Below are 577 nucleotides of genomic sequence, written 5' to 3'. Positions count from 1 at the left end.
GGACAAAACCGCCCTCGAATTCTCAGAATTTAATGGCTGCATTTCAAGCGTTCTGAGAATTCCGGGAGCTTAACTCTTATTCCCTTCAGTATCTTTGAGTGGCTTTCAATGGGCAACTATTCCATACACAGAAAGGCATGCTGAGCAAAAGCTATCTTCCATACAAGTGGGCAATGGTTCGTAACCCTGACTGGCGTCCGCCCATTCGGTCATCACATCGGACACCGACAGGCGACTAGGGTCATATTCACATCCTTGGTCCCCAAATCCTGTAAGCATTCCGCAATCACGAGGTACGCTGTACCATAATGTCTCTGCTCGGATTGTCATAAAATCTACAGCAGCAGGATTACCACCAAGTGTCTGAAGCCAGTTCGCTCTTGCTTGAAAATGTGCCGAACAAGAGAGCGGATTGGAGCTTTCTTGTGAGGATAACTGTGACCCCAGCAGAGCGGCTAGTACCATCGTCGGCCAGAACAGATTGCGGTTTGGCGGCATGCTCGATTGGGCCTTTCTGTCGTTCACCCAGGCTTTGACGGACATTCGTGCAGTATGCAGCATTTGTCAAAGTGGGCTC

At 49.6% G+C, this 577-nt stretch carries 1 protein-coding gene; it reads right to left on the bottom strand.

Annotation, left to right across the window (positions count from 1 at the left end):
* Window positions 1-349: 349 nt before the first annotated feature.
* A partial coding sequence (locus Q1B27_RS24465; RefSeq protein WP_299852814.1) for a hypothetical protein occupies window positions 350-577 on the bottom strand: 228 nt, incomplete at its 5' end.

This window comes from uncultured Roseovarius sp. (assembly GCF_947489715.1).
Taxonomy (GTDB): domain Bacteria; phylum Pseudomonadota; class Alphaproteobacteria; order Rhodobacterales; family Rhodobacteraceae; genus Roseovarius.
The sequence above is the reverse complement of the archived record's forward strand: the minus strand, read 5'-3'. Positions and strand labels throughout refer to the sequence as shown.